Origin of the sequence: Mesorhizobium sp. M0870 (assembly GCF_040319775.1) — a bacterium.
GTDB lineage: Bacteria > Pseudomonadota > Alphaproteobacteria > Rhizobiales > Rhizobiaceae > Mesorhizobium.
Genome location: NZ_JAMYOI010000028.1, coordinates 22,726 through 49,493, shown reverse-complemented (window position 1 = coordinate 49,493; position 26,768 = coordinate 22,726). Strand labels below are relative to the sequence as shown.

The window sequence follows — 26,768 nt, the reverse complement described above, 5'->3', positions numbered from 1 at the left end:
ACATCACAATGTGCAGTCGGCGGGTGTCCACGCAATCAGCAGGTCAGGAGGAACGAATGAACCCTGAGGTTTCAGAAGTTCACTTTTCGCAAGGCGTGCAGCGCACATCGTGGAAGTGATTGCCAGTCTTGCGGCTGCTATCGACTTTCTCAACGATGGCGGGAAGATCGCAGTGACCGAATCTACGAAGCCGCCCCCAAGGGCGTGCTTTGATGCATACAAACGGTTGCCGAGCAGGGATACTCCTCCTCCCTGAAGTCCAATCGAGAAGAGCGATCACTTCCAAGAGGGTCCCAGCTCAGCCGCGAAAACAGGTGCCAGACCCCGATCCTCTCCCTCAACTGATCTAGCTCAGGGCGTTCATGAGCCGCAGATCGCATAGTGGCTGCGTGCACGACGCAGGAAGACCATTTATGAAAATCCTATTCAGAACGATGGCTGTCACCTTGCTGGCACCCACCGCCTTTGCTGCGGATTCGATCCCCACCGACCTCAGAGATACGGCATTGGCCACCTTCAGGGCTTTGCCATCCACCACGCCGACAGTCGCCAACAACCCGATCACCCCGGAAAAGATCGCTCTCGGCAAGGCACTGTTCTTCGATCCACGCGTCTCGGCGTCAGGCGTCTTGTCGTGCAACTCGTGCCACAACCTGGCCACCGGCGGCGACGACAATCACGAAACCTCGATCGGCCATGGTTGGCAGAAGGGACAGCGCAACGCGCCGACTGTACTGAACGCTGTCTTCAACATCGCCCAGTTCTGGGATGGTCGTGCCGCAGACCTGAAGGCTCAGGCGAAGGGACCGGTCCAAGCCGGCATCGAAATGGCCAATACACCGGACCAAGTCATCGCCACGCTCAAGTCCATGCCGCAATATGTCGAGTGGTTCGATGCAGCTTTTCCGGCTGAAGCCGATCGGGTCACCTTCGACAACTTCGCCAAGGCGATCGAAGCCTTCGAGGCGACACTGGTCACACCGGCCCCGTTCGACAGCTTCCTGAATGGTGATGAGCTTGCCATGACTTCCGAACAGAAACAGGGCCTGGCGCTTTTCATGGATAAAGGCTGCTCGTCCTGCCATGCCGGCATCAACGTTGGTGGGCAAGCCTATTTCCCATTCGGCCTCGTGGAACAGCCCAGCGCCGAGGTCCTGCCGGACAAAGACAAGGGCCGATTTGCCGTCACCAATGCAGCCGATGACTACTATGTTTTCCGCGTGGCGCCGCTGCGCAACGTTGCACTCACCGCGCCATACTTTCATTCGGGCAAGGTTTGGGATCTGAAACAGGCCGTCGCCATCATGGGGACCACCCAGCTTGGCGTAGTACTGGCGGACGAAGAAGTTGACCTGCTTGTTGCCTTCCTCAACTCGCTGACCGGAGAGGCACCCGAGGTCGCCTATCCCATCTTACCCTCCGAAACGGCGACAACGCCCCGGCCTGTAACGCAGATCTCAGGAAAATAAAGGGCCAACTGGCTGCGGACGTCGCAATCGAAAATGATTGCGGCTTTTACTTGTGCCACACGAATTGCCACATCCATCTCCGAATTGGCGGGAGGCTAGCAATACCCGAAACCTGCCACTTCGCCCGTACTGGGGAAGTGGACAGACGCGCAGCACCATATATTGTCGCCGCCTGAGCGAACGTGCCAAGCAGTCTACTTTGAGAAACGACGTGTGTACGATTTGTTCGAGGCGCGGGGCCTGTATGTTCCCAAGGACCAATACTATAGCGTAGTGTCACATTCATATTTCTGCGGGATGAGGACACGTGCCGAAGAAAAATCGCACATTTTCGCCGAGTGGCTTATTTCCAAGAGTGTGATCGGTTTGGCATATTCCCGGCCGACATCCGCCAGTCGGCAACTCCCCACACGGTGAGGAAGAGAAGCCTCACGCCTGCACTTTCTGCCGGAGCGCGCGTGCTGCAGCGACCATGTTCATGAGGGCAGGGCGGACCTCCTCCCATTTGCATGTTTTGAGGCCACAGTCCGGGTTTATCCACAGTTGGCCGTCGGACAGTCGCTCGCGGGCAAGCATGACTAAGTCCGAGATCTCGCCGGCTTCCGGGACGCGTGGTGAGTGAATATCATAAACGCCGGGACCGATTTCGTTCGGATATTTGGAGCCCGTGAAGGCGTCCAACAGTTCCATCTTCGAGCGCGACGTCTCAATCGAAATGACATCCGCATCCATTCCAGCGATCGCGTGAATGATCTCGTTGAACTCCGAATAGCACATGTGGGTATGAATTTGAGTCGCGTCCTTTACACCCGTTGAAGCGATCCGGAAACATTCGACAGCCCAGTCGAGATAGACTTTCCAGTCAGATTGGCGCAGTGGCAATCCTTCGCGAAGCGCGGCCTCATCGATCTGGACCATCCTTGCGCCGGATCTTTCGAGATCCGTCACTTCGTCGCGGATGGCGAGCGCGATCTGGCGGCAGGCTTCGGAGCGGGGTACGTCGTCGCGAACAAAAGACCAGTTGAGAATGGTGACTGGGCCTGTGAGCATTCCCTTCACGGGCTTTTCCGTAAGCGACTGGGCGAATTGCCACCAGCGCACTGTCATCGGATTGCGCCTCGATACGTCGCCGAAAATGATGGGGGGACGCACGTAGCGCGACCCATAGCTTTGTACCCAGGCATGCTGGGTGAGCGCGAAGCCGGACAACTGCTCGCCGAAATGCTGTACCATGTCGTTTCGCTCGAACTCACCGTGCACCAGCACGTCCAGCCCGATCTCTTCCTGCCAGCGAATTGCAGCCTCGATCTCCTTCTTCAGGAACGTCTCATAGTCGACATAGCTCAGATGGCCCTTCGCATGAGCGGCCCGCGCCTTGCGTACCTGCGGCGTCTGCGGGAAGGACCCGATGGTCGTCGTCGGGAACGGCGGCAGCCCGAGTGAGCCGGCTTGGACTCTGGAGCGCTCGCCAAAAGCGCTCTCTCGTCGCTTCGCGCTGTCCTCAATGCTAGCGATCCGCCCCTGAACAAGCGGGTCATGGATCCTCGTGGATGTCACGCGCGTGGCGGCAGCCTCGGCAGACGCTTTCAACGCGCCTGCCACCGCATCCCTGCCTTGGGACAGGGCCCGGGCCAGCAAGACCAGCTCGTCGTCTTCTGGGCCGCGAAGGCGAGCCACGACCTGATGTCGGCGTCGAGTTCCGTCTCCATGCGCAGATCAATCGGCACATGCAGCATCGAGCAAGAAGGCGCGATCTCGACGCGGTCCAAGGGCCAGCCGGCGACGATCGGTTTGATGCGGTCGAGAATGGCGGGCAGGTTCGCACGCCAGACGTTGCGGCCATCGATCAAGCCAAGCGAGAGCACCAGATCCTTCGGAGCGAGCCGACCCACCGTTTCCAGCTGCTCGGGAGCGCGCACGAGATCAATATGCAGCCCGGCCAGGGGCAGAGAAACCGCGGTTTCGAGATTGTCTCCCAGCGACCCGAAATACGTAGCCAGCATGATCTTCAGCTCGGGCGCGGCTTTCGACAGCTGGCCATAGGCGAATTCGAACGCAGCTCGTTCGTTCGGGTTCAGATCGAGGACAAGCGCTGGCTCATCGATCTGCACCCAGTCGGCTCCCGACAGCTTCAGCTTCTGCAGGACTTGCTCGTAAACGGGCAGCAGCCGCGGTAGGAGCGCGATGGGACCGAACCCCTCGGCAGGCGATTTCGCCAGCTTGAGGAAGGTGATGGGTCCAAGGATGACTGGGCGTGTGTGAATGCCGAGAGCTTTAGCCTCGAGGAAGTAATCGACCGGCTTCGATGACGAGAGGGCGAACGTCTGATCATCATCGAGTTCCGGCACAATGTAGTGGTAGTTGGTGTCAAACCACTTGGTCATTTCCATCGCGGTTACACCAGGTCCATGAGCCTCCTCCTGGTGACCAGCGTGTCCACAATCCTCCGTCTGACCCTGGTTGCCGCGCGCCATTGCGAAGTAGATGTCAAGTGGGACCTCGCCGCTATTCCAGCCGTAACGGGATGGAACGGCCCCGATCATGGCTGCGGTGTCGAGCACATGGTCGTAAAGCGAGAAGTCGTTCGACGGGATTTTCGACACGCCGCGATCGCGCTGCTCTTCCCAGCTAGCGGCACGGAGCGCCTTCGACGTCGTGAGAAGGTCGCCAGCGGACGATGTTCCGGACCAGTAGCTTTCAAGCGCGAATTTCAGTTCTCGCCGACGACCGAAGCGCGGCACGCCGAGCGTTGCTACAGGAATCTCCTGAGAGTCAGTCATGTCATACCCCGATGGTTGGGGCGTCGATGACAAGGAAGGCGCTAGCAGGCCGGCACGAACGCCGGCTTGCAGCGGCCACCGAGACACCCCGCCCGTGGACGTAATTCGCCGTGGCAGGTCTCCTGGCTCGCGGGGTCATAGCCTCTACCCGTCTTCCTGAGGGTATTCGCCTCAGTGACATGAGTGGGGTTGGCTCGCCGCTAACAGTTGCGGGGGCAGCGCCGGCATTGCACCGGCTTCCCTCTTAGCTCCGCTGCGGCAGCGCCGCACGCGAGAACCACGACACGCAGACAATCACAGCAGTCCGCTCTTTTGTCAATGACGCATAACGAAATGTTTATGTCGTTATGTGATTTCGCTTTTACGCTTGTCTAACATTGTGAAATATTCAGTCGCCCATTGGCGGCGCTGCTCCGCTGCCACCATTGTCCAACTAATGGATCCCTGTCGGGCTGCGACATCCCTCGCAGGTCGCCGATGAAGGATTTCGGACAAGACTTCAAGCGCGTGACAACGTCATTAGAATGCAGAAGATCGCATTGGTGGCGATGTTTTACGATGCGGCCGCAAGCCGTGCGTGCGTGGTAGAAGCGGTTTTCTCGGAGTGAGCGCCAAACTGCGGGAATTGGCACGCCAGTCGTCATCACGGGTGACTAGGCAATCGTGATGACTCCGCTCGGCGGCAAGAGACAAGAGACCACACTGACCGAGCCTGGCTCAAGGGTCTGATGCAAAGCCCGACTGTGGTCCCGATAAGCCGCTTAAGCCGCATTCAGGCGGTCAGTATAAGTATCTCTCTCCAAGCGCTCGGCATTGAGGGATGCGCAAATGCAGGCAAAGCTCGCGTGCTTCATATTCTGCATCATACGATCGGCAGGACCCAGTTTTTATCCAGTGCACGCGTCAGCGCGGTGTGCAATTCTGGCTCGGTCCGATACGAAGGCATTTGGGCCTCGCTGATCCAGCCCAAGCCAACATAGTGGAAGTGATCCGCAGGGACCGTAACCCGGCTGCTGTCCAGTTGCCGAACGAAGTCCGCTGACCAATGGTGGATCGTATACGATTCAAGTTTGTCCATCATCCTCCGCCAGCGTTGGATGCGTTCTTCGCGCGGCATGCTGGCCGCTCTTGAGATCGCGGTAGCTATCTCGTCGGAGAGCCTCGGATTTACCAGCAGGGCGTCCTCGCCGAAGTCTTCGGCCGCGCCGGCAAACTTCGATAACACCAGAACGCCAGGGTCGCTCGAATCTTGTGCAGCAATGTATTCTTTCGCCACAAGATTCATGCCATCGCGCAACGGCGTCACAACGCAAACACGCGCCGCTCTGTAAAGACCCGCGATCTCAGCTTGGGTGAACGACCTGTTCTCATAGATAATCGGCATCCACTCGTCCGTGCCATGCCGGTTGTTGACTTGATTGACGAGTCTTTCGACGTCGCGCCGATATTCGCTGTACGCTTGGATGTCGCCACGTGAGGGAGTTGCGATTTGCAAGAGCGAGACACGTTGCGGCTCGACTGCCAGCAGATCGAAAGCTTTAATCCGATTGTCGATGCCCTTGGTGTAGTCGAGCCGATCGACGCCGATAACTAGCTTTGCTCCACCAAGTTTCAACTGCGAAATGTAGGCTTTCTGCGCCTCAAGCGAATCTGCGGCACACTGTTCGAATTGCTTCGGATCGATACCTATAGGAAACTTTTGGCATTGCGTCTGGCCATGGTCCGAGAAAACGACCCCGTTCTTGCTCTCCAGCCCCAAATGAGATTGGACACAGGCGAGGAAATTGCTCACATCACGGTCGGTCTGGAAACCGAGCAGATCATACTCGAGCATACATTTCATTAGCTCGCCAGAATTGGGCACGCGCTCCATCATGTCAGACTCGGGCCATGGCGTATGCAGGAAATGGCCGATCGGCCGGTCAATGCCGAGTCTGTGCAAATCAGCGCCGAGCGGCAGGAAATGATAGTCATGAACCCAGTAGACTGAGTTATCTTCCAATTCGGACACCGCGCGCGCCATGAAGGCATTGACGTCGCGATAACTTTTATAATCCTCTTCCGAGCCTGAGATCCGGTCGGGCAGCGAGTGGAGCGCCGGCCACAATATTGAATTTGCAAAACCTTGATAGTACCGAGGATAGTCCGCTGCCGGCCCATCGAGCCACCCGATTTGACCTTTGCCACGCTGCACGAGGGGCACCTGTTGCTTATTGCCGTCGCCCAGATGTTCGGAAAAACCTACCCAGACCGCGCCGGAACGCTCCACGACGCACTCCAGGGCCGCCGAAAGCCCGCCTGTCTTGGGCTGATCAGAATTGACGGTCGCACCGCGGTTGGAAATTGCGATAAGACTCCTATGTGGCTGCTGGGCCGCCGTGTTGAAGCGCTGGTCTGCGGCTGAGACAACAGGACGGGACGGGCCAACTTCGGCTTGTTGTTGTCGCTCCTGTGGCAAGTCTCTCAGGGGTTGTTCAAAAGCGATTAGTTCGTGAACAGCCCCAGTTTGCCATGTGAGGTTCCGGCGCGGCGAGTTGGCGTTGTTCAATGCGTCCATTTCATGCCTCCGTTGAATATTTCCCCATGATGGAGCAACTGGCATTCCCAGATTGGCACACCCCCTGCTGACGAGAATCTGACGAGCGTCAGAGCAAATGGCGACCGATTGTCGCGTTTCGCCTTCGGCGCCCTCAGGAACCGGCTTATCGCGAAAATAGCTGGCGACGCGATCGAGCGGACCGTGCTTGCGGTAATTGTCGATTGTTCGGATAAGAGATACACCCAGTAGATGCCAGCACCTGTTGAAATGAACTGAAACTATGTTGCTGCCGCCAAGGCTGCCGGGCCCCGTGATGCGATCCTGCGTCTGCCGAAGAGTTTTGACACGGAGATCGGAGAGGGCGGGATAGTCCCTTTCCGCCCGTCAGGGCCCGTTTTTGAATCCCTTCGTCGTTGCCCTCGACGATCCCAAAATCGTGGAAGCCAGACCGCGATGTGAATACCAGCCAGGCGAGCACTTCCTAATATCCGCGAATGCCGGGCTCCACATCCGGCGCCTCGTCGAGATTGACGAAGATGAAGCCCTGCTGCCAATTCCGCTGGTCCCATACCAATGGCGAACCAGTATGCCCGCATTCAGCATCGTGGGACGTGATCGCAAGTCAAGTGCTCCGACGGCCGCCGCGAGTTCTCCGACCTCAGGAACCTTACTGGCCTTCCCCAAGCTGAGCTTCTGGAAAATGCCGGTGGCGATCTCGATGACGGTGAATGCCGTCAAGGCAAGCCCGCCTTGCACCGCTCTTCCAGCGAGCTTCACGGCAGCAGAATCGGTCAGTTCTCCGAAGCGAATGGCTGTCGCTATCAGCGAGCTTTGACACAGTTCCGCCACTGCGATGATCGCGTCAGTAGGGCGGCTGGTTAGTTGCCCGCGCATCTACAGCAACCCAGCCCGTTGCGCCTCGCGGCGCAAATTCTGCCTTGGCCTTGGGCCGATCTGCTGGATCACCAGGCCGGCCGCCAGCGAGCCAAGGTCGCCGCAGGTCTTGAGGTCGCGGCCCTGCGTGTAGCCATGCAGGAAGCCGGCGGCGTAGAGATCGCCGGCGCCCGTCGTGTCGACCAGCTCCTTGATGGCGGTCGCATGGATGACCACGGTCTCGTCGCCGCGCACGATAACCGAGCCTTTTTCCGAGCGTGTGACGGCGGCGATCTTGCAGTCCTTGCGGATCTGCGCCACCGCTTCGTCGAAGGACGAGGTCTGGTAGAGCGACTTGATCTCGTCGCTGTTGGCAAAGACGATGTCGACCGTGCCCGAGCGCATCAGATCGAGGAACTCGTCGCGGTAGCGGTCAACGCAAAACGAATCCGACAGTGTCATCGAGACTTCGCGCCCGGCCTCGTGCGCGAGCTTCGCCGTCTGCCGGATAGCCTCCTTGGCGCGCGGCGGGTCCCACAGATAGCCCTCGAAATAAGTGACCTTGGCGCCCGAAGCCTTGTCCGCTTCGACATCCTCCGGGCCGAGTTCGACGCAGGCGCCGAGATAGGTGTTCATCGAGCGTTCGCCGTCGGGGGTGACGAAGATCATCGAACGCGCCGTCGGCGGCTCACCCTTGAGCGGCGTGGTGTCGAAGGCGACGCCCTGCGCATGGATGTCGTGCGCATAGATTTCGCCCAGCGCATCGTTGGACACCTTGCCGAAGAAGGCGGCGCGGCCGCCGAAGCTGGCGACGCCGGCCGCCGTGTTACCGGCGCTGCCACCGGAGGCCTCGATCGCCGGCCCCATGTGGCTGTAGAGCAGCTCGGCGCGCTTGGTATCGATGAGGTTCATGGCACCCTTGATGATGCCGTTGGTCACCAGAAAAGCGTCGTCGCACTGGGCGATGATGTCGACAATGGCATTGCCGATGCAAAGCACGTCATAATCCGGCATCAATGTCTCCGCTTGGGAACCCGCCAGCTCTCTTGCCACGCGGGCCGGGCGCGGGTCTGCCCGGTGGAAATGGGCTTTCCGCTTGCCAATTCGCTCGCCGGCGGCTCTCACGGGGCGGCTAGTCCTGCCTCGCGACGCAATTCGTCCGCCCTGTCTGTCTTCTCCCAGGTGAAATCAGGCTCTTCACGGCCGAAATGGCCATAGGTGGCTGTATTGCGGTATATAGGGCGCAAGAGATCAAGCATCTTGATAATGCCTTTCGGTCTGAGATCGAACAACTCAAGAATGAGGCGCTCGATCCTGCTTTCCTCAACCCTGGCTGTCCCGAACGTGTTGGCCATAACGGAAACCGGACTGGCCACGCCGATTGCGTAAGCAAGCTGCACCTCGCACACGTCCGCAAGTCCGCTGGCGACGATGTTCTTTGCGACATAGCGGGCTGCATAGGCAGCCGAGCGGTCAACCTTGGACGGGTCCTTGCCCGAGAAGGCGCCGCCGCCATGACGACCCATCCCGCCATAGGAATCGACGATGATCTTGCGTCCAGTGAGACCGCAGTCGCCGCGCGGCCCGCCGACTACGAACCGCCCCGTCGGGTTGACCAGAATTCTGATGCCTTCCGTCTCCAGGTGGGTCGGCAGGACAGGCTTTATGATTTCCTCAATGACGCCCTCGCGGACAGTCTCTTGGGAGACCTGCTCGTCATGTTGCGTCGACACGACGATGGTATCCAGGGCGACCGGGCGCAACCCCTCATAGCGCACTGAGACTTGGGATTTCATGTCAGGACGCAACCAGCCAAGCTGTGCCTTCCGGACATACGCCTGCCGTTTCGTCAAGCGATGAGCGAGCTGGATCGGCAAAGGCATCAGGGTATCGGTTTCGCGGCATGCGTAGCCGAACATGAGGCCCTGATCTCCCGCTCCCTGCTGGAGGTCTTGCCCTCTTCCCTCGTCAACGCCTTGGCTGATGTCGGGCGACTGCTCGGTGAGGGCATGGACGACGGAGCAACGCCGGCCGTCGAAGCCGACGGCCTCGTCGTCGTACCCAATGTCGAGAATCGTATCGCGCGCAACTTGGCTGTAATCCACCTGGGCATCGCTGGTAATCTCGCCAGCCAGAACGACTATCCCTGATTTTACCAACGCTTCACAGGCGACGCGCGCCTTGGGATCTGTGCGGAGGATGGCATCGAGGATGGCATCCGAGATGTTGTCGGCCAACTTATCCGGGTGCCCCGCGCCAACCGATTCGGAAGAGAACACGAACTGCCTACCATGAATACCTCGCTTCGGGTGTTGGATGTGGTATGGGCATTTTGCTTGGCCCACCTTACTTGTCGGAGATGCCCGGGACCTCGAACGCAGCGCACAAGTCGGCAACGTCTCTTCGCACGCAGGCATGGAGATCTTCGTCGTCTGGCCGCTGGAGGACGGAGTCAATGAAGCCAGCAATTTGCTCCATTTCCACATCGCGCATGCCCATTGACGTCACTGCTGGTGCCCCCAGGCGAATTCCGCTTGTGACCGCCGGATCCCGCGGGTCGCCAGGCACCATATTAAAGTTTGTGATGATTCCTGCCTTTGCTAGTCGCTCGGCATAGGCCTTGCCCGATAGTGGCCGATTGCGAAGATCAAGGATCAGCATGTGATTGTCCGTCCCCCCGGTCACCAGGTCATGACCTCGCTCAAGCAGTGCATGTGCCAGAGCCTTGGCGTTCTTGACCGTCTGTTGGCCGTAGCTTCGGAAGGACGGGTTCGCGGCTTCGTGCAAGGCAACCGCTAGCGCAGCGATGGCATTCATGTGAGGCCCGCCTTGCAGGTGAGGGAAGACCGCCCGGTCTATTCGTCTGGCGAGATTGTATTTGCTCTTTGTATGATACAGGGCCTGATAGCGATCTTCGTTCCTTGACAAAATGAAGCCACCGCGGGGACCGCGGATCGACTTGTGGGACGTGCTGCTGACCACGTCGCAATGGCCCACGGGATTCGGGTGCGCTCCCGCGGCAATCAGGCCGCTGATGTGCGCAATGTCGGCTATGAGATAGGAGTTCGCTTCCAGGGCAATTTCTGCCATTGCCGGGTAGTCAAAGACACGCGGGTAAGCAGTTCCGCCGACCCAAATGAGCCGCGGCCGTTCCCGCTTGGCTGTCTCGCGCAAGCGGTCATAGTCAATCTGCTGTGTCGTTTCATCCAACCCATAGGGCACGCGTTGATAGTCAGTACCGGAAAAGTTGATGGCCCAACCATGAGTCAGATGGCCCCCTTCCGGAAGGGGCAAGCCCATGACTTTGTCACCGGGACTCAAAAGCGCACGATAGACAGCCTGGTTGGCCGGCGAGCCGGAATAAGGCTGGACGTTGGCATGCTCGCTGCCAAATAGTGTTTTCAGGCGCTCAATGGCCAGATTCTCAAGCTCATCAACGATCTCGTTTCCAGCGTAGTAGCGCGCACCGGGGTACCCCTCGGCGTACTTGTTCGTGAAAATCGAGCCGTTCGCTTCCAGCACGGCCGAGGACGCAAAGTTCTCTGAGGCGATGAGCTTGAGGGTCGTCCGCTCCTGCCGCTCCTGTCTCAGAAGCAGCTCGTGAACGCGGCAATCAACCGCGGCCAAGGAAGACCGCCCGTGGGTGTCGGGCTGTGCGATCGCGCCGTCTGCGGAGTTGTCCATGGTAGCTTCGCGCTCCAATTGAATTGACCTATTTCACGATCAAGCACGCGGTCCCCTTCGGCCGCGTGTCTCGTACCGCTTCGAGCCGCTGCAGGTCCTGTTTATGATAGCCGTCGCGATGGGGCAGGAGATCGACTAATAATTGAACCAGCCCGCCGTCGTTGGATCCTGCGTTGAGATGGTACGAGCGCCACGGAGGCTGTTCGTTGCAGCAAAGAAAGTCGGCTCTGGCGAGCAGCCGGACGTGTCGCGCAACCCGCTCTCGACACACGCCCAGAATCTCCGCTAGCTCGCAGACAGTTAGGTCCGCATGCGCACAAAGGCCCAGGATTCGAAGGCGGTCAGGATGCGCTGCCATGCGTAGGCGACTAACCAGTGTCATCATGGCTCAGGACCAAGTCCTACCGAATTTCTCATTTCGCGTTCTCCACAGAAGTCACAGCTTTCGAAGGTTGTCCAACGACCGGACAAATCTCGGTGGCTGTGACGACCGCCGATATCGCCCTGTCGAACAACAAAGGGCGCTCTTTTGCCTTTAGCCGAAATCGCAAGCAGTTCGGCGAGTCGGAGGATAAGCGGCGCCACGGTTTGGAACCACTGACCTCAGACGTTGCAATAAGCCTACCATTCACAGCGAGCCGGAGTTGCTAAGAGTCTATGAATTCCGTTGAAGGATCTGTTGCAACGCTTGCCCAGCCTGGCTTGCTCCCGGTTTGCAGCGGTCATGGTCAGGCGATCCATCGCCTCTGCGAGCACGATCAGGAATTTGCCCTGCATCGCATCGCTGATCAGCTCCTGAAGGCCGGGACGCAACAGCGACGCGCCGCAGAGCGCGCGGTGGGTATTGCTGTCGACGGACTGTCCAGCCTTGCTTTTCAGCACGCAAGCAACAGAGCTGCAACTGATCCTCGATCGAGGCGTCTAGGTGATTGTCAGTTGAGTAGCGAGCGCCAAGCGCGACCTTCATGAGGCGGCCCCTTGCTCCGGGACGCGGTCTCGCGTTTGGCTATCGGTTTCGGCTTGAACGAAACCCCGTGCGGCTTGTCGCGCCAGCAGCCGGACCAGATTGACGAAGCGTCGATCGGGCTTCGGCAACGCAGGCACAGCCGATTCGCGGGCCGCGCCGGCGACCACACGAAGCTTTCGGCTGTTGCACGTTTCGGTCGCGCTATGATCGCGTTCCTGTCCTGACGCGAAATACTCCGTTTCGCGACAAGGATGCCAAGTCACAGTGCTTCGACAAGATGGAAATTCTTTGTGATCAATAACGCGCGTCGCGCAGGAGCCAGTGCTGGCCGATGACGGGGCACCTTGTGCTCCGAAGAAGCCATGGCTATCTATCCGGATAGAGAACGGAGGCACGCGATGGGCAACACTGCACAGAAGAGAGCCATCGAGAATTATCGCTCTCGTTTGGCTGAGCGCGGCATCGCGCGGTTCGAGATCCTGGCGTTCGACGCAGACCGCGATCTACTGCGAACTCTTGCCCGAAAATTAACGGAGAGCGGGCCGGATGCCCGACAGCTTCGTCGGACCATACAGCAAGCCGTGGCGGGTGAGCCACCGAAAGCGGGCAGCATTCTCGCCGCGTTGCGTCGCTCGCCTCTGGTTGGCTCCAATCTCGACCTCAGCCGGCCGCGCGAAGAGGGGCGCAAGATCGACCTGTGACGCGCTACCTTCTTGATACCAATATCATCAGCAAAGTCATAAAGCCGGAGCCTTCGGGCTCGTTGCTGGCCTGGATGGGCGCGCAGAAGGACGAAGCCTCTTCATTGCTTCGCTTACTGTCGCCGAAATTCGCCGAAGCATCCTAGAGAAGCAGAAGGGGAAAAAGCGCAGCAGCCTTGAAACTTGGTTCGAGGGCTCCGAAGGCCCGCAAGCGCTGTTCGCTGGCCGCGTGCTATCGTTCGACGAGAAAGCCGGCCTCGTGTGGGCGCGGCTGATGGTCAACGGCAAAGCCAGAGGCCGTTCGCGGAGCGCCCTAGACACAATCATTGCCGCTGTAGCCGAAGCCAACGAGTGTGTCGTAGTGACCGACAATGGAAAGGACTTCGAGGACGTTCAGATAATCAACCCGCTCCGTAGCTCTGGAAGCCAAGCGGGTGATGATAGCTCCAACGGTCCGGCCGATTCAATTTGAGGATTTCAGCGGCACGGAGTCCGAACGTCTCGTGTTCGCCTACCTTTAGCGATGGCTGGATTGATCTTGCTTAGTTCGGCCAGGGACGTCTCTTCCAGTTCCGCTTTAATGCCATCCCGGTTCATCTAGTCAGCTCGATCTACCAACAGTTCGCACGCACGAGCGCCGCGGACAAGGCGCGATCGCAGGGACTGCGCGATACGCGTGTCGAGCTCGTCCATCTTACACTCGATCTCGCCTTCGAAGGCTTCTCGCCAAACGCCACTGTAGTCGATCCCGCGTGCGGCTCGGGGGCCTTCTCATCGAGGCTTTCTCGCGACTGGTCTGGCGCGCTACCAATGGCAAGTTCGCCCGCCGGGAACTCGTCGGTCTGTACTTCCAGCTCTGGGCGTCCACATCAACTGCGGAGCTCTTGGCATCGCCGTGTTCTGCCTTTAGCTGGCAGCTCTCGAGCTCGACGAGCAGCCGATCAGCGACACCCGCGACCTCAAGTTCGACCCGGTTGACTCGATAACACCCTATTGGCAGATTCGGTCGGGGAGGATCTGCCCACTCCGATCACAAGCCGATCTTTCGACCCCGTGGTCGGGAATTCTCCATGGACCTTCGTGAAAAAGGAATGCAGCGCCGAAAGCCGAAGCGCTTCCGATACATCGACGCCCCTTCCGAGACGGAGCCCCGATTAGGCATTCCTGCCACTCTATCTAGCCGACCCCCGTGGCCGCGTTGCCGATCGGTGCGCACTGGTCGCCTACATCGCCCCGGCACGTGAAGATCGTCTCTGCTGACGCTCGTACAATTCAGGCCGCCTCCGGCTGGCGTTTGATCAGCGTCAGCGTCAACCAGCGCGCGGTCAGCGCCGGCTTTTTCGAGCCCTCGATCTCAATCGTCACGCCCAGCGCCGTCTGCACCCAGCCCGACGGCCTGACCTTGACGTCGGCCAGTACGAAACGGGTGCGGATGCGCGATCCGGTTTTCACCGGCGCCAGGAAGCGCAGCGATTCGAAGCCATAGTTGACACCCATCTTGCAGTTTTCGAGCGGCCGCATGGTCTCGAAAGTCATCGCCGACAAAAGCGAAAGCGACAGGAAGCCATGTGCGATGGTGCCGCCGAACGGCGTCTCGCGCTTGGCGCGCTCCGGATCGCAGTGGATGAACTGGTGGTCATCGGTGGACTCGGCGAACTGGTCGATCATCCGCTGCGAGACCACCCGCCACGGCGACACGCCGACTTCCTTGCCGACGCTGGCCAGAAGTTCGTCGAGACTGATCGGTTCCACGCTAATGTCCTCCATTTCAACCGTCCGAAGCGCGAGCGGCTTCATTCCGTGAACAGTGTCAGCCCATGCTGCACCGACTGCCGGCCATCCATCGGCAGGATGGCTTCGGTGAGATGACTGCCGTCACGGCTGCACGAATAGAACGTTCCGCCGGCAATCTCATTCGGCGCACCGATGGCGGCCGATCCGAACATGGCCGCAGACGGGCTGGCTTGTACCTCGGTCGCGGTGCGCGTCCTGCAGGCCACTGAAAACAGCTCGTCTTGCTACCGGTGATCATTCCGCCGGCGCCGCTATGCGGTATTGTCGTAGATTGATAAAATCAATTGTCTGGATAGGAACCATCCGTGTCTCGAATTTGGAGGAGTCCAGCAGACGGGGTTGGCTTGTGGTCCTTGTTGAAGCGCGCCGACCTCATTGGCCGCTAGCTCTGAGCCGGCAAGAAGCGCCAGTTCAATGACATTGGGTGTCGACACGGCAAAGCGGCATCAGATGCTACTTTATGATGCGGGATGGCGCTTGCTTCAAGAAGCGTTCGGCCTGACGTGTAAGCAGCACCGGATCTGGATTGTCGGTATGCGCGGATATTCGCGCAGCACAGTGGCAACCGCAGCGACGATCGATCTCAGCCGTTGCGAGCATGCCGATGTTGGTGGCGGCCACTCTGTTAGGCTGAAGCGTAGCGCGCATCTGATCCGCCACCAGACCGGGTTGCGTAACTTGGATTTCCAAGGCGTCTTCATGGGTTTGCACCGTCAGCGCGCTGACAGCAAGGCAGGTGCGCACGCCAAGGCAAGCGATCGTCTCGATCTCGCGGGCAATTCCAGCCCCCACCCCTGGAGTCTGACCCGACAACAACGAGCACATGCGGTTCTCGCCTCAGCGCCATTGCTCTGTCTTTCGATCCCTTCTCGCGTGCGCGCTTCTGGGGCGTCGTTCAGCGCAAAGTCGGTGACCACGGCTGCGCTTCCCGCGCCAGCCTCGAAAACCGCCTTCGAGCCGGTCAGGTTGAGGCTGCCGATGGAGACCAATGGGATCGGCGCGACCTGGTGCTTTCCACTCGCTGATCCGCTCGAGCCCTTGCGACGCCCATTCATCTTCTTGAGGCTAGTTGGATAGACTGGGCCGAGCGCCACATACTCCGGCTCACTGGCGCCGTTTCCAGTTCGGTGTGATCGTGGATCGAAAAGCCGTGCTTCAATCCGGCGTATTTAATCGTCAGCATCGGCGGCAGCCAAATCCTTTTGACCAAGATGGACGAAGTCGCAGCCTTCCTCGATTGCCGTGCGCCAATTGTCGTTGACGCTCACTTGGCAACCATGGACCGCGCAGGCGTCGTTCGCGCGGCGGATTCCGTCTGCAGTCCTTTCTCGTCCATATCCTTTATCCGGAGCTGCACCAGACTCACGCCGAGCGGCACCAGCCGGTCAATCCCGCCGGCACGTCCACGACTTCATGAGAAGACGGCCCTGCCGATCGTCGGTGGGTAGCGCGGTTCGAGCATTCCCGAGCTGAAAGCTTCACGACCGCCATCGACCGCTTTGCCGAACGCACGCGCCATGCCGACCGGATCGGCCGCCCTCGGGACCGCCCTGTTCAGGAGCACGGCGTCAAACCCGAGCTCCATGACGGTCGCCGCGTACGACGGCCGTCCGGGCCGTGCATCCACAATCAACGGAATGTAGGGGAAATGTCCGCGCATCAACTGGACCTCGGAGCTCAACGCTTCATCGCATTAGAATGAGCGTTCGAAACGTAGGATACCGCCGACACTGCTCTTCTTGTTGGCATGGGTCCAGTTCACTTCGGAAGCTTTCACCTTTCCGACGGCGGAGCCTCCGTAGCGGTCATAGTCGAGTTCAGCCGTAACTGTGAAATCTGGAAGAAGCGCGTAGGCGACGTTCGCAGCGACACCATAGTTCTTGAGCTGATCACCCGAGAGCTGAAGGTTGAACGAAGTTGTCTGGTTGAGCTCGTAAGCGGCGCCAGCCCAGAAAGCCCAGTTCCCGCCCCAAATCTTATAGAAGCCGCGACCATGAGCGTCGATCGCGTTCATGGAGTCGTCGTTGAGCTTGCCATTGGAACCGTAGCCGAACATTCCGAACAGCAACAGTTCGTTGGTGACATTGATGTCGACACGGACCTTGGCGGCCACCGATTCGTAGTTGCTATCATAACCAGCAACGCCGGTGATCGCTCCCCAGCCATGTGTGTATTTCAAGCCGCCGACTATGTGCGGAGCGTAGTTGTCGATTGTGCCGACCACGCCTGAGCCTTCTTCGAGCGAAACCACGGCCGAAAAGCCGTTCCCGGCGTCGAAGTAGTACTGGACCACATTGGTATCGAAAGCGCCGTACGGAACCGGCGTCTGGTTGAGTACGTCACCCGCGCCGCCAATAAACATGTCGAAGGCCGACCAGTCCTTACCAACTCGGAGGCCACCAAGCTGAATCCAGGCGAAAGTCAAGATGCTGTCTCCATTGAAGGCATAGGACCGAGAACTGTCCGACACCGAAGTGTGGCGGTTACCGAAATTCACGCGGGTTTCGGTGTAGGTCTTCAACGTGCCGAGTTCGGTCTCCTGGCCGGTCCAAGCTTTCAGTGTGAAGCGCGTATTGTTTTGCCATGTACCCTGATCCTCACCAGTCCTCACATCTGAGGTTCTTGCGTGGTAAAACAATCCGACATCGCCCAAGCCCACGTAGTAGCTAAGATAGCCGCCGATGCGCAGGCAGGTCTCGGTGCCTGAAATATAGACGTAGCTGGAGCCGTAGACGTCGCAGATCTTGAGGTACTCAGTGGGATCAGGCTCGGGGACGATGATCACGGCGCGAGCGTCGGAAGCGGCGATCAGTGCCGCAGTTGAGCCGAGGAGGAGGCTCCCAATGGTCATTGTTGATCTCCGTCTAAATAGTAAAAGGAATCGAGACCGATGAATGATTTTTGCTAAGCGAACGATTGACAGCGAACCAAGCTTAATTCTAGGAGTGTTGCTGCACCTGCCGTGCTAATGCTTAGGAGAATTTAGAATGTGGTTGAGACTTGCTGTCACATTTATTAAGTAGTTATCACTCCAGACGATCATACAACATTTTTGTACAATTACCCTTTTCACCTCCGCGGCGGGCCTCACAAAGGGTACTACTGCAAATGACGTGCCACCCTGACGACCCAGATGCGGCTTGAAGCTCAAATGTGCGGGCGGACCTTGGTTCGCGCTTCCGTTCTTTTTGCCTTGCGGATCCACCCAAGCACGAACGGCAAACGTTTCGGCTACGGTTCGTCTGTTCGCTTCGCGACAGTTTGGCTTAATGGCGACGGCATTGTTTGCTGTGAGCCCCGCCGTTGAGGCATCATCTGGCGGCCACCGCTCGGTACGACGCCGTCACTTTGGCGAGCTGATGGTCGATAACCACGCGCCGCAGCCTTGCACCACTGAGTCAGTAGGCGCCAGCCTTGGCATTGCGGCGGACCTGACGGTCGCGTCGAGCAGGTTCTCGTCCTGAAAGCGGCGCGCCACAGCTAATGCTTCTTGCCAGCAATTCACACAACGAGCTCATCGAGACGGCAGAGATCATTATGGGCGGCGCTAGCTGGCGTGCAAAGTCTGGATCCAACACCGTATTGTCTCATCGGAGGCGGCATCTGCGCTCAGAAGAATCTCCCACGCGCGGTGGAAAAACGATTCGCGTGAGGGTTTCGGCGGGAACACCATCGTCAGTCGCTGACCGAGTGCGCTCAGACCATCGCTGTCCAGCCAAGACTGAACGGCGGCCATTGCTAAAAAATTTCGAGCCCAAAGCGGGACGGACTGACATAGCGCAAAGACGCAGGCCAGCGCAGCGGTAAGGTTGGATGTTATCAGCATGGGACGGTGACCGTTGCAGACCACGAAATTTCGAGAGGCCCGGCTGCCTTGGTACACTATCTATCCGGCTGTGTCGGAGTTCTCTGGGGCGGTCGGCGCCGAGGCTTATGAGGAATGGCTCAGGAACCTGCCGGCTGATGATCCGGTGTCACTCTATCTGCACGTTCCGTTCTGCCGATCAGCCTGCTGGTATTGCGGCTTCCCAACCACCATCACCCGCCATGATGCGCCCATCCTCAACTATCTGGCGGCGCTGCGTGACGAGATCCGTCTGGTTTCGGAGCGAGTGCCGAAGACGCTGCCCGTGAGCGACATACATTTCGGCGGCGGAACGCCGTCTCTCATCGGACCAGCCGAGTTCCTCGCTCTGATGGAGTTCCTGCGATGCCGCTTCGCCATCTCGAAAACAGCTACGGTCGCCATCGAGATCGATCCACGCACGCTCACGCCCGAGATGGCGGAACGCTTGGGAGCGGCCGGCGTGAACCGCGCGAGCCTGGGCGTACAGAGCTTCGATCCCATTGTTCAAAAAGCGATCAACCGAATCCAGAGCGAGGCCCAGACGTCGGCTGCCGTGGAAGTGCTGCGCCGGCATGGAGTAAGCCGCATCAACTTCGACCTCATCTACGGCCTGCCGCATCAAACGGTGGAGTCGTGCGTCGAGACAGTGAGGGCGGCGGTCGCCATGCGCCCCGACCGGCTTGCCTTGTTCGGCTACTCGCACATCCCATCCCAAGTAAAGAATCAGCGCCTCATCGAGGCGGAATTTCTTCCCGACAGCGCTGCCCGCGCTGAACAGTATGCGGCTGTCGCCGTGACGCTGGTTGCCGCCGGCTACCGGGAGATCGGGCTCGACCATTTCGCCTTGCCGGACGACGAGCTCGCGCTGGCACAGGAAACCGGTCGCCTGCGACGTAACTCGTTGGGCTACTCTGCCGATACCTGCAGAACCCTGATCGGTTTCGGCGCGTCGGCTATCGGCCGCATCGGCCAGGGGTACGTTCAAAACGAAGTTACACGGGATATCTACATCCGGCACATCGCAGTTGGCCGACTGGCGACATCGAAGGGCCATCGCCTCACAGACGACGACCGCGTGCGAGCCGCAATCATCGAGCGATTAATGTGCGATTTCGAGGCTGACGTGCCGGCAATCTGTGTCGCCCACGGATCTGATCCGATCCGTCTTCGCGGTTCAGATGAGCGTTTGGCGATGCTGGCCAAGGACGGAATAGTGGACTTCGAAAACGGTTTTGTCCGCGTACGGCGGGAGCATCGCTTTGGGATTCGCGCTGTCGCTGCCGCATTCGATGCTTTTAGGGATGGCCTTACGTATCCCGCAGTTGAGGGCAAGCACACACACGGAAGCTAACACAGGGAGTACCTTTTGCCGGAGAGAACGAGCTGCCATCGTGCGGTGCCCGGTTAGTAGTGAAGCGCCGTAAAATGTCGACATAGGCGTTGGTGAACTGGACCGAACGACGAGAACAGCCTATCCAGTGTGTTGTCGGCAGTTAGTTCGCAAAACTAGGGCTTCTAGCGGTAAACACATGCTAATCCATTTGATTTACGGGCCGACCTGCAGCGGCAAGACAGACGTTTCAATTTAAATTGCACGAGAGACCGGACGGCCGGTCATTGCGTTGGATCGTGTACAATGCTGTTCTCAAACGCTATGGGCAGCGGGGGTGCCTGGGATCCCGAATTGCAATCTACCCAGCGGGTTTACTTGGATACGCCCCCTAACCGCGGGCACATCCACGCCGTGACTGCGTAAGCTGATCATGCACGTGGATGAGCTTAGATCTCAGCCAGGGCTCACTCGAAGCCAGCTCGTCTCCCTTCTCAATTCACATGCGCGAGTCAGCATCGGGCTGGCGCTTTCAGTGGCATGTAAGGCGGTTGCGGCTCGGCAACTCCGACGCCTTTGTAGAGAGAGCAAAGCATCGGGTCACAGACATGTTTGTCCCAAGACAAGGACGACCTTCATCGCTACAGGAACTTGTGGCTCACTGGAATGACGATGCAGTCCGTCCCACGTTAGAATACTTTGACGGATATCGTTGCGCCATTCGTTTTGCGAGAGAGCACAGCCTGACCATCAGCGAAATGCCGCGCCTTCGCGAAGAGCTCCAACAACGTTGGCAAGAAGGCGATTTTTCAGAATGGCAGCTTAGTGGGAGCCTCCCTAACTCGCTGCGGTGCTGGGACGGTAGCTCCTGATAATTATGTTAAGTGTCTGCGGGAGCAAGACTAAGACTGGTGCTGGGCGACATAAGCCGTGTGGCAGCGGAAGCATTGCTCTTGCTACGGTGGATACGGAGGAGGCCACATGACTGAACCGCTCATTCGGGCATGGGATTGGAATGCGATGGCAAGTGATGGCGCGGTACGCTTTCGGCGTGGGCCGCAAGATTTGCGGCGGTGTGCGAATCTTGACTGGACATCGCGAGGGCGACGCTGTCCTGGCGCTGCTATGACTGATGCGCACGACGGGGTATTAAGCCTGCAACGGGCGCCTTGTCGAGCATGGCGTCCGCCCGGGAGCCGCTTCAGCCGCCGTTCTCGTCCTTCAGGCTCTTCAGATGCGTTGCCAGAGACACCTCCGTGCCGCCGAAGCCGGCCTTCCCAATGGTGGGTCGAGCCGTCGCTTACCCGTGCTTGCCTCACAGATCCGCGACCGAGAACCCAGCCTCATGCTCCAATAGCAGCTGCGAATCACGTAATGCCGTCCTCTGAGTGGGCCATGAACTTCAATCCGGACTTGATCGCAGTGGCAACGTCAACACGCACAAAATATCATGAGAACCCAGATTGTCGCCGACAGGTCATCCCCTGCTATCGGCTCCGGCTCATTTCACCCTCCGTTGAAGACGTCCGTAGGACCTACTTTCGGATTATCTCACCTCTTAAGGCAATATCGCTGCGAAGGCGCGAGCCCGATGCACCCCCTGGTGAAGGCCGTCGGCCATGGCAGCGATGCGCCAATGTAGCTCGGGCGCAAGCCCCGCCATGCCTGCTCCAAGGGCTCGGAGAGCCGAGACGCGTTCTATGGGCAGGTTGAAAACCTCGGCGAGGGCGACAAGACGCTGCTGGAGCTCGGGGGCAAGCCCTGCGATGCCCGCTCCGAGGGCCCATAGCGCCGTGATGCGATCTGTAGGCCGGGCGAGCCCCTCCGCGAGGACGACAAGACGCTGTTGGAGCTCGGGTGCAAGCCCTGCCACACCCGCTCCGAGGCCAGTCAAGGCCGAAGCGCGATGCTGGGACGGACCGAGCCCTTCGGCCAGGACGAGGAGACGCTGCTGAAGCTCAGGTGCAAGCGCTGTCAAGCCCGGTCCGAAGCCCAATAGGCCCGCGGCGCGACGTCCAGGGTCGTCAGGTGCTTCGACGAGGACGACGAGACGCTGCTGGAGCTCGGGGGCAAGCCCTGCCACCGCCTTTGCGAAGCCCTCCAGGGATTTGGACCGAGACCAAGGCTCAAGCCCTTCGGCGAGAAGGACGAGACGCTGCTGGAGCTCGGGGGCAAGGCCTGCCACGCCCGCTCCGAGGCCCCTCAAGGCCGAAGCGCGGTCCCCGGGCTGGTCAAGCCCCTCGGCGAGAACGACGAGACGGCGCTGAAGCTCGGGGGCAAGCCCAGCCACACCTGCTCCGAGGCCCTCCAGGGCCTTGGACCGAGGCCAGGGCGCAAGCCCTTCGGCGAGGAGGACGAGACGCTCCTGGAGCTCGGGGACAAGTCCTGCTACACCCGATCCGATGCCCCTCAACGCCGAGCCGCGACTATCATGGTCGCCAAGTCCTTCTGCCAGGACCACGAGACGCTGCTGGAGCTTGGGGGCAAGGCCTGCCAGACCCGCTCCGAGGCCCCTCAAGGCCGAAGCACGGTCCTTGGGCGGGACCCCCTCGGCGAGGGCGACGAGACGTTGCTGGAGCTCCGGCGCAAGCTCTGCCACGCTTGTTCCGAGGCCCTGCAGCGCCAAGTAGCTATACAAGGGCCCAACTCCCTCGCCCAGGGCGACGAGACGCTGCTGGAGCTCGGGCGCAAGCCTTGCCACACACGCTCCGAAGCCCGATAGGACCGAGGCACGAATGCAGGGGTGAAGCAGTCCCTCGGCAAGCGCCACCACGCGCTGCTGGAGCTCGGGCGCAAGCCCTCCTGTGCCCTTGCCGAGGGCTCGGAGGACCGAGCCGCGTTTCGACTGGTCAACCGTTTCGACTAGCGCGACGAGGTGCTCCAGCTGCACTCTGGTGAGGCAATTGAAGTTGCGCGCGAGTGATTCCATCACGCCGGGCTGCATCAGCAGCGGGGCGCCGGGTTGGGGTTGCGTCAGCCTGCTCCAGATCGCCTGAACCTGGATAGCCCGTTGACGCGTTTCTTGAGGCGCCGCGACTATCATGGCTGCCACACGCAGCTGTTGATTTGTTTGTGACATGCTCAGCAGACCGATCGGGCTGAGCCGCTGAGCAATCTCACCGAGAATCTCCGGCGGCAGATCAAGGATACTGCTGGTGTGCTGGCTGCTCAGAGGACGAAACGCTTGATCTTGAGGCTCAGAGCGCGTCTGCTCCACCACAGAACAGGATGATTGACCGGGTCCTTCAACGCCAGCCGGCGGTCCGATGAGAGAATTGTCCCTGATATCACGCTCGACGGGGTTGAATGCCGAGATGGGCGCCTTGCCACGCTCCTCAATGCCCCTCATGATTCACCTCCTATTGCTACCAACTGAATGAGATCATCGTGATTATCGCGCAGCGGAATCCTCAAGGATCGGGCAGTTCCTAGAGCGTCGCTGGCTTGACGAGGTTGAGCCCGCGAATTGCTCGATCCGACAAGTTGCTTTCGGTTATCGACCATGCGGTGAGCTGCCCTGTCAAAGGAGATCCGGATGAAAGCCGCCAGTTCCAGGCGGCCCTCCAACGACTTGACCAACATCGGCGGCACCAATGGTGGCGAATGTCAAACCGCTAGAAACAACCAGCATTTGGAAATTCCGAGTCACCAGCAGTACGGACCTGGGAGATGTTCAGCATCATGGCTCGTCGGGGCGCTCCTGTGGTTTGTGGGAGGCATCAGTTCGATGTCTCGGACCGTCTTCATCGTCAAAATGGTTTCATGCAAAAGACGTACCGCTTCAAACGATCGACATTGATCCGAGCGCTTATGTCGAGGGGATGGAGACTTTACCTGCTTAGTCAGCGGCGTGGATGTCGGCACTGGCCACGGCGGAGCTTCTGCCTGCGGCGTTGCCCCGCGCCGTTTGGAGCCTGGTTGAAATTGCTGGGATTCTGGATCGATTGTATGTGGTATCCATCGTTGAGTTTCCAGTCGGTTGACGATTTCCTGTGCAGGAGACCCATCTCATCGCTCTGCGCCCGATCCGGCATGTGCGCGACGAGCTTGCAAACCGGCACATAAAGCTCTTCGATCAGCGGCCAGACCCTCTAGATCGCAGCGCAGATCGGTCTGCGGTCGTCACGAAAGAACTGGCGTCAGAGCGTCTTTCGCGCGGGCCAAGGTTCCGCTCCTTCTGCCCGGCGACCTCGGCGAGTTCGCCTGCCCTGGTGGGATGACGCCTTAATCGAAGTCGAACGCTGTGTCGGTAATGCTCGCTGCAACGATCCGGCAAGGTAAGTTGCGGGCTCCGCGATTGCTTGCCCGCTTCGATATATCGATCTCTCCGCTTCGTTCGAAAGTGGCATGCCGAATGTCAACAACCCCCCAATCTGTTGCAAACGGAACCAATGCCCACCAAAGCGACCTGTATATTCGGTTGCGCAAACTGGTCTGAATCTTGCTGTGCTTTGTCGATCTTGCTGTGCTTTGTCGCAGCATGAAAAGATTGGGTGCCGGAGGGCGAGTTCACAATATGGGATCGTGAGTGAATGCTCCTTGCGACTATCCGCTTGGCTCCCTGGTGAATTTCGGAAGACAGGCGCGATTAAGTGCTCCTCTGGTCGTCAGCAAGGTGGCGGTTGCCGGGAAAATGATATGTTGAAACAGGGACGGGTTGTACCGGCCCCAAGCATTAAGCGAGGGACAACCGTGGACTATAGTGCGGGAACTGATGTATCGCTGGAACCCCGCAGTGTGTGCAAAATGTGGTGGTCGCCAGCCAGTGCGGAATGGGGTCACTCTCGGCTAAAAGCAGGGGCGCTGCTGCCGCAGCCATGAGCGGATACAGCCGTATTCTAATTCTCTTCACCCCTGCCAAGACTATCCCATGCAGCTACGCCACCTCCGCTATTTCGTGAGCATCGTTGATGCTGGGAGCTTCTGCCGGGCAGCGGCCACTATCCATGTGGCGCAGCCGGCCCTCAGCCAACAGATCGCTGGGCTTGAAGCCAGGCTCGGCGCCACCCTGTTGCATCGCAGCGCACGGGGCGTTTGCCCGACCCGTGCGGGCAAGGCCTTCTACCGGGAGGCCGTCTCCATCTTGGAGCGGATAGAGCAACTGCGCGGCATCATTCGCTCCGCGGAGGGAGAGCCAGAAGGTTCGGTCGGGGTCGGCATGTCTTCGACGCTCGCCGTCTCCCTCGCTGCCACCTTGGTGGGCGCCTGCAGGACGGCACTCCCCAAAGTGACCCTGCGCTTGGTCACTGGGGATTTTCTCCGCATTAGGTCGCTCGTTGAATCGCACTCGCTCGACGTTTGCATGGTCTTCGAGGATACACCTACCCTCGGCGTTTCCCGCAAACCGCTGTTCCGCCAGCGCCTCTATCTTGTCCAGCCTGCCAACACAGAAGACGTCGCGCCTTGCGTGTCCCTCGAGGAGCTGGCGGCACTTCCTCTCGTGCTGCCGGCACGGCCGCATATGATGCGTGACGCACTGGACCGGGCATTTGGAGTGGCCGGCGTGCTACCCAACTGCGTGGCTGAGGTTGATACACTCTACAGCGTGCTCTCCTTAGTCAAAGCCGGCGTAGCAAGCGCGATCGTTCCCAAGGGGGATTTCTCGGATATTCCAGGCCACGAAGCTCTGAGGCCCGCGGTCATCGATCCGCCGATACATCTGACGGCATGCCTCATCTCATCCGCCAACATGCCGCTCACCTCCGCCGCTGAGGCGGCAAGTGCCCTGCTCGTCACGCAGATAGAAAAGCATCTTAGCGAAGCGCGGCCCTTCGAATGGGAGCGCGTTCCAATTCAATCATTGTCCAGAGGCGAGTAGGGGCCTGTCTTTGGACGACATCTCTTTGGCGACCGAGCGATTTCGCTACAGACCCACTGAGCTGGTTTCAGCTGATGCCCTGCGAGCGCTTCCGGTTGCAATTTTCTGCGCATGGCGCACATGGCGGTTGATGATGTTCATTTCACCTGATTGCCCCAGACATCGCCACCCGACCAAATGCTGAAAGTAAGATCGGCAGCGCTGCCCTCCAAGACATCCTGCTTTCGAACCTGCGTTCGAACCCCGGTCTGCGTGATCGGTGCGGTGATGGAGGAGGTTCTCAAGCCCAGATGGACGAGGTGCTGGGTGTTCTAAGGGGGAGCCTACACCGGAGACACTTTGGCGATCGGACGGGCTATTACGGCCCCCCTCTCAGCCGTATCGGCAAGCTTGAGCTCCGGGTTCGTAGGACCTGGCCGGCCCTTTCCACCGAGCTATTCAGCGCCAGCGTTCGGAGCGGGTTTTTGCGACGCTTGCGAAATGTACGTTGATCATGTGTCGACCCGCAAGGCTAGTCGATCACCAATGAACTGTGAGGTCATGCTTTCTCGGCTGGCCGAAAAGCATCAACAAGCGGCTGCAGGCGGGCTTCAGGCTGCGATGGCCCGCGTTTGTTGCGTCTGGGATCCTGATCAGCGCGTGCCCCGCCAACCTTGACCTTGCTGCACGTTACGCCTTTGATTCTGAGTCGCCACTGCCTATCAAGACCATGAGGGTGAATGTACGTCAGAGCTCATTCATAAGAATGGCGGATGATCCAATATCGACACGGTATTTGCGTCTGGCCCGCGTTGGGTCGATTGGATGTAAACGACAGCTCAACGATTGAGCGGATGGCCTTCCCGCAAGTGCAATCATTCGGGACATCCGTTGCCGTGACGAGAAGGATTCATTGGAACCCGATGATTTGCATCAACAGCCTGCCCAAACCGATCGCGTCATTGGGCAGCTTACCCGCCTCGTGAA

General features: G+C 59.3%; 17 protein-coding genes, 4 pseudogenes and 1 riboswitch. Of the genes and pseudogenes, 8 read left to right on the top strand and 13 right to left on the bottom strand.

The annotated features are described in order from the left end of the window. Positions 1–413 precede the first annotated feature (413 nt). The gene (locus NKH97_RS26875; RefSeq protein ID WP_023737107.1) at positions 414–1,469 is read left to right on the top strand and encodes a cytochrome-c peroxidase; all 1,056 of its coding nucleotides are present in this window, start codon (positions 414–416) and stop codon (positions 1,467–1,469) included. A gap of 429 nt (positions 1,470–1,898) precedes the next feature. Here the strand turns inward: NKH97_RS26875 and metE are convergent. Together metE and NKH97_RS26865 are read right to left on the bottom strand one after the other, a co-directional pair. Then, positions 1,899–4,249 (bottom strand): annotated as a pseudogene (gene metE, locus NKH97_RS26870) (5-methyltetrahydropteroyltriglutamate--homocysteine S-methyltransferase). Between the two features lie 95 nt (positions 4,250–4,344). Then, a riboswitch (cobalamin riboswitch) is annotated at positions 4,345–4,546 on the bottom strand. Positions 4,547–5,111: 565 nt separating this feature from the next. Then, entirely contained in the window at positions 5,112–6,806 is a 1,695-nt protein-coding gene (locus tag NKH97_RS26865) for an alpha,alpha-trehalose-phosphate synthase (UDP-forming) (RefSeq protein WP_352799130.1), read from the bottom strand. Between the two features lie 379 nt (positions 6,807–7,185). Between NKH97_RS26865 and NKH97_RS26860 the strand changes: the two genes are divergently transcribed. Continuing rightward, on the top strand, positions 7,186–7,623 hold the full coding sequence (locus NKH97_RS26860) for a hypothetical protein (protein ID WP_352799129.1): 438 nt from the start codon (positions 7,186–7,188) through the stop codon (positions 7,621–7,623). A 59-nt stretch (positions 7,624–7,682) separates the two neighbouring features. Here NKH97_RS26860 and NKH97_RS26855 read toward each other — a convergent pair whose 3' ends face one another. The 5 genes from NKH97_RS26855 to NKH97_RS26835 form a co-directional block, all read right to left on the bottom strand. After that, positions 7,683–8,675 (bottom strand): adenosine kinase, encoded by a 993-nt coding sequence (locus NKH97_RS26855; protein WP_352799128.1) that lies wholly within the window; start codon positions 8,673–8,675, stop codon positions 7,683–7,685. Between the two features lie 107 nt (positions 8,676–8,782). Beyond that, positions 8,783–9,958, bottom strand: a complete 1,176-nt coding sequence (gene metK, locus NKH97_RS26850) for a methionine adenosyltransferase (protein WP_352799142.1) — start codon at positions 9,956–9,958, stop codon at positions 8,783–8,785. A gap of 49 nt (positions 9,959–10,007) precedes the next feature. Then, positions 10,008–11,345, bottom strand: coding sequence for a serine hydroxymethyltransferase (glyA, locus tag NKH97_RS26845; RefSeq protein WP_352799127.1), 1,338 nt, complete (start codon positions 11,343–11,345; stop codon positions 10,008–10,010). Positions 11,346–11,373: 28 nt separating this feature from the next. Next, entirely contained in the window at positions 11,374–11,703 is a 330-nt protein-coding gene (locus NKH97_RS26840; RefSeq protein WP_245260337.1) for an ArsR/SmtB family transcription factor, read from the bottom strand. A gap of 263 nt (positions 11,704–11,966) precedes the next feature. Next, the gene (locus NKH97_RS26835) at positions 11,967–12,227 is read right to left on the bottom strand and encodes a recombinase family protein (protein ID WP_352799126.1); all 261 of its coding nucleotides are present in this window, start codon (positions 12,225–12,227) and stop codon (positions 11,967–11,969) included. Positions 12,228–12,710: 483 nt separating this feature from the next. On the opposite strand from NKH97_RS26835, the gene NKH97_RS26830 reads away from it, so the two are divergent. Next, complete coding sequence (locus NKH97_RS26830; RefSeq protein WP_023778360.1) at positions 12,711–13,013, top strand: hypothetical protein; 303 nt, start codon at positions 12,711–12,713, stop codon at positions 13,011–13,013. Beyond that, positions 13,010–13,485, top strand: a pseudogene (locus NKH97_RS26825) (type II toxin-antitoxin system VapC family toxin). The gene NKH97_RS26830 and the pseudogene NKH97_RS26825 overlap by 4 nt, the downstream one beginning before the upstream one ends. 800 nt (positions 13,486–14,285) lie before the next feature. On the opposite strand, the gene NKH97_RS26820 reads toward NKH97_RS26825, so the two are convergent. The 5 genes and pseudogenes from NKH97_RS26820 to NKH97_RS26795 all read right to left on the bottom strand — a co-directional run bounded on the left by NKH97_RS26820 (position 14,286) and on the right by NKH97_RS26795 (position 17,658). Beyond that, positions 14,286–14,780, bottom strand: coding sequence for a MaoC family dehydratase (locus NKH97_RS26820; protein WP_352799125.1), 495 nt, complete (start codon positions 14,778–14,780; stop codon positions 14,286–14,288). Between the two features lie 26 nt (positions 14,781–14,806). Next, the gene (locus NKH97_RS26815) at positions 14,807–14,959 is read right to left on the bottom strand and encodes a hypothetical protein (protein WP_352799124.1); all 153 of its coding nucleotides are present in this window, start codon (positions 14,957–14,959) and stop codon (positions 14,807–14,809) included. A gap of 561 nt (positions 14,960–15,520) precedes the next feature. Beyond that, positions 15,521–16,117: pseudogene (locus NKH97_RS26805) on the bottom strand (thiamine phosphate synthase). A 101-nt stretch (positions 16,118–16,218) separates the two neighbouring features. Continuing rightward, positions 16,219–16,482 (bottom strand): annotated as a pseudogene (locus tag NKH97_RS26800) (thiazole synthase); the annotation flags it as partial. 18 nt (positions 16,483–16,500) lie between these two features. Continuing rightward, positions 16,501–17,658 (bottom strand): porin, encoded by a 1,158-nt coding sequence (locus tag NKH97_RS26795; RefSeq protein ID WP_352799122.1) that lies wholly within the window; start codon positions 17,656–17,658, stop codon positions 16,501–16,503. Positions 17,659–18,646: 988 nt separating this feature from the next. Here NKH97_RS26795 and hemN point away from each other — a divergent pair. From hemN to NKH97_RS26780, 3 genes are all read left to right on the top strand, one after another. Beyond that, positions 18,647–20,005 carry an oxygen-independent coproporphyrinogen III oxidase gene (gene hemN, locus NKH97_RS26790; protein WP_352799121.1) on the top strand — a complete coding sequence of 453 codons (1,359 nt, stop codon included), beginning with the start codon at positions 18,647–18,649 and terminating at the stop codon, positions 20,003–20,005. Positions 20,006–20,276: 271 nt separating this feature from the next. Next, a complete protein-coding gene (locus NKH97_RS26785) occupies positions 20,277–20,402 on the top strand; it encodes a hypothetical protein (protein ID WP_352633213.1) in 126 nt (41 codons plus the stop codon). Positions 20,403–20,427: 25 nt separating this feature from the next. After that, on the top strand, positions 20,428–20,856 hold the full coding sequence (locus NKH97_RS26780) for an isopentenyl transferase family protein (protein WP_352799120.1): 429 nt from the start codon (positions 20,428–20,430) through the stop codon (positions 20,854–20,856). Between the two features lie 686 nt (positions 20,857–21,542). On the opposite strand, the gene NKH97_RS26775 is transcribed toward NKH97_RS26780, so the two are convergent. Further along, positions 21,543–23,333, bottom strand: a complete 1,791-nt coding sequence (locus NKH97_RS26775; protein WP_352799119.1) for an F-box protein — start codon at positions 23,331–23,333, stop codon at positions 21,543–21,545. A 1,521-nt stretch (positions 23,334–24,854) separates the two neighbouring features. On the opposite strand from NKH97_RS26775, the gene NKH97_RS26770 reads away from it, so the two are divergent. Beyond that, entirely contained in the window at positions 24,855–25,802 is a 948-nt protein-coding gene (locus NKH97_RS26770) for a LysR substrate-binding domain-containing protein (RefSeq protein ID WP_352657468.1), read from the top strand. Positions 25,803–26,768 lie beyond the last annotated feature (966 nt).